The sequence below is a fragment of the Streptomyces sp. WELS2 genome (assembly GCF_013870595.1).
Lineage (GTDB): Bacteria > Actinomycetota > Actinomycetes > Streptomycetales > Streptomycetaceae > Streptomyces.
Map to the genome: position 1 here is coordinate 1 of NZ_JACBWZ010000687.1, position 3,378 is coordinate 3,378.

Annotated in this window: 2 protein-coding genes and 1 pseudogene; 2 read left to right on the top strand and 1 reads right to left on the bottom strand. The window is 72.0% G+C overall.

Annotated elements, in window-relative coordinates:
• The first annotated feature begins 146 nt into the window (after nucleotides 1–146).
• Together H5J33_RS28135 and H5J33_RS28140 are read left to right on the top strand one after the other, a co-directional pair.
• Nucleotides 147–1,889 (top strand): pyruvate dehydrogenase, encoded by a 1,743-nt coding sequence (locus tag H5J33_RS28135; protein ID WP_181797645.1) that lies wholly within the window; start codon nucleotides 147–149, stop codon nucleotides 1,887–1,889.
• A 329-nt stretch (nucleotides 1,890–2,218) separates the two neighbouring features.
• Nucleotides 2,219–2,662, top strand: a complete 444-nt coding sequence (locus H5J33_RS28140; RefSeq protein WP_181797646.1) for an ATP-binding protein — start codon at nucleotides 2,219–2,221, stop codon at nucleotides 2,660–2,662.
• Nucleotides 2,663–3,093: 431 nt separating this feature from the next.
• On the opposite strand, the pseudogene H5J33_RS28145 reads toward H5J33_RS28140, so the two are convergent.
• Nucleotides 3,094–3,378, bottom strand: a pseudogene (locus H5J33_RS28145) (hypothetical protein); the annotation flags it as partial.

Sequence of the window (3,378 nt, forward strand, 5' to 3'; positions counted from 1 at the left end):
GGCTTCCTCGCCGACGCCCGGGTACGGGTGAAGGGGTACGCCGACGACCGTACGGCGGCGGCCGTGTGGGAGGCGTAACCCCGGCCCCTGTGGATTGATGGGAACGGCAGGGCCGTATTCCGGGAGCGAAGGGGCAGAAGCGAGCCATGGGCAAACAGAACGTCGCCGAGCAGTTCGTCGACATCCTCGTCCGCGCGGGCGTGCGCCGCCTCTACGGTGTCGTCGGCGACAGCCTCAACCCGGTCGTGGACGCCGTCCGCCGCAACGCCGCCATCGACTGGATCCACGTGCGCCACGAGGAGACCGCCGCCTTCGCCGCCGGCGCCGAGGCTCAGATCACCGGCAAGCTCGCCGCCTGCGCCGGCTCCTGCGGCCCCGGCAACCTGCACCTGATCAACGGCCTGTACGACGCCCACCGCTCGATGGCCCCCGTGCTCGCGCTCGCCTCCCACATCCCCTCCAGCGAGATCGGCCTCGGCTACTTCCAGGAGACCCACCCGGACCGGCTGTTCCAGGAGTGCAGCCACTACAGCGAGCTGATCTCCAGCCCGAAGCAGATGCCCCGGCTGCTGCAGACCGCCATCCAGCACGCGGTCGGACAGCAGGGCGTGAGCGTGGTGTCGCTGCCCGGCGACATCGCCGCCGAGCCCGCCCCGGAGAAGGCGGCGCAGAGCGCGCTGGTCACCTCCCGGCCCACCGTGCGGCCCGGGGACGCCGAGATCGACCGGCTGGCGGAGATGATCGACGCGGCCGGCAAGGTCACCCTGTTCTGCGGCAGCGGCACGGCCGGCGCGCACGCCGAGGTGATGGAGTTCGCCGGCAGGATCAAGTCACCGGTGGGCCACGCGCTCAGGGGGAAGGAGTACATCCAGTACGACAATCCCTTCGATGTCGGGATGAGCGGGCTGCTCGGCTACGGCGCCGCCTACGAGGCCACCCACGAGTGCGACCTGCTGATCCTGCTCGGCACGGACTTCCCTTACAACGCCTTCCTGCCCGACGACGTGCGCATCGCCCAGGTCGACGTGCGGCCCGAGGTGCTCGGCCGTCGCTCCCGGCTCGACCTCGCCGTCTGGGGCGACGTACGGGAGACGCTGCGGTGCCTGATCCCGCGGGTGAAGGAGAAGACGGACCGGCGCTTCCTCGACCGGATGCTGAAGAAGCACGCCGACGCGCTGGAGGGCGTGGTCAAGGCCTACACCCGCAAGGTCGACAAGCACACCCCGATCCACCCGGAGTACGTGGCCGCCGTACTGGACGAAGTCGCCGACGACGACGCGGTGTTCACGGTTGACACGGGGATGTGCAACGTCTGGGCCGCCCGCTACATCACGCCCAACGGCCGCCGCCGGATCATCGGTTCGTTTTCGCACGGGTCCATGGCGAACGCGCTGCCGATGGCGATCGGCGCCCAGTTCACCGACCGGCGCCGGCAGGTGGTGGCGATGTCCGGGGACGGCGGCTTCTCCATGCTGATGGGCGACTTCCTCACGCTCGTGCAGTACGGCCTGCCGGTGAAGGTGGTGCTGTTCAACAACTCCTCGCTCGGCATGGTCGAGTTGGAGATGCTGGTCGCGGGCCTGCCCTCGTACGGCACCGCCAACACCAACCCGGACTTCGCCGCCGTGGCCCGGGCCTGCGGCGCCCACGGTGTGCGGGTGGAGAAGCCCAAGCAGCTCGCCGGGGCGCTCAAGGAGGCCTTCAGGCACAAGGGACCGGCCCTGGTGGACATCGTCACCGACCCCAACGCCCTGTCCATCCCCCCGAAGATCAGCGCCGAGATGGTCACCGGGTTCGCGCTGTCCGCCTCCAAGATCGTGCTGGACGGCGGGGTCGGCCGGATGCTCCAGATGGCCCGCTCCAACCTGCGGAACGTGCCACGCCCGTAAGCGCCCTCACGGGGGAGCGCATTTCGGCCAGTTTCACGGCGTGTGACGGCGTACCGACCACGGGTGCCGGACGGGCCCCGGCCACCGTACCGGGGCCTCGGTGGTGTCCTGCGGCGTTCGTGGCGCCCGGTGCGTGGCGGCGGAGCGGTGCCCCGGGCGGCCGGGGCGCTGTGCGGATATGGCCGAACCGCCGGTCATCGGGCATACGTCAGGACTGCCCCGGTGCCCGCTGGGCAAGCATCCCCCGTGAACGTGTTCGACCAGGAGGGGCAGGGACCGGCGGCGTGCGGGCGGGGGTCATGAACAGGCAGGCACGAGGGGGCGGTCCGATGACCGTCGAGGCCTACTCGGCGACAGCGGGGGACCAGACGGACACCATCACCGACGACGCGCGACGGCTTCGGCGCAGGCTGGGCCGGGCGGACCTCAGAGCGGTGCCGGAGGCCCGCCGGGCGCTGCGCGAACTGCTGCGGCACTGGGGCAAACCGGGCCGCTCGGAGATAGCCGAACTGCTCACCAGTGAACTCGTCACCAACGCGATCGTCCACACCGACCACGACGCGGTCCTGACGGCGGTGCTGGAACCGGGCGGACTGCGCGTGGAGGTACGGGACTTCGTGGCCCGCAGACCCGAGCGGCACACCCCGGACACGGACGACGACACCCACGGCCGGGGCCTGGTGCTGGTCGAGTCCCTTGCCGACGCCTGGGGCGTACGGCCGCACGGGGTCGGCAAGTCGGTCTGGTTCGAACTGGGCACCGAGGCGGCGTGAGCCGGTGACGCGGGCGGGCGGGACCGGAACGGTCTCCCTCCGGCCCCGTAGGGCAGGGCGGTCGGGGGCACGCCCCGGGCCCGAAGGGCTGAGCAGACGGGGTCTCACCGCGGCGCCGTAGGAACAGGGGCGGCGGGGGCACATCCCGGCTCCCGTGGGCGGGCGCGCTCACACGCCCAGCCCCGGAGGGCAGCGCCGACAGGGTCACGCCCCGGCCCCCGTCGGACAGGGCCGGTGTGGTCACGCCCCGGCCCCGGTGGGCAGGGCCGGTGTGGTCACGTGCCGGCTCCGGCGGGTGGGGCCGGTGTGGTCGCACCCCAGCCCTGTCGGGGGGTAGCCCTGGCCCCGTCGGGCAGGGCCGTGCGGTCGTGTCCCGTTCCCTGTCGCCGGGGTCGGCGTCGTCTCACCCCGGCCCCGCTACCGACAGAGTGTCAGCCGAGTTGCTTTTCCAGGTCCTTGAGCTTGCGCTCCAGGGAGTCCAGGCGCGGCAGGGCCATGGTGTCGTCCTCGGCCGTCAGGTCGACGGTCAGCGGTTCAGTGGTGCCGCGGACCGGCTGGAGAGAGGGGCGGGTGCGTACGGGCAGCGGCTCCGGGGTGGATATGGCGGGCTCCGCGGTCGCCGCCGGGGCGGACCCCCGCTCCACCGGCTGCACCTCGACCTGCCGGCGGCGATGTGGCGCAGCTTGATGTTGGTGTGCTGGGAGACCTCCTTGAGG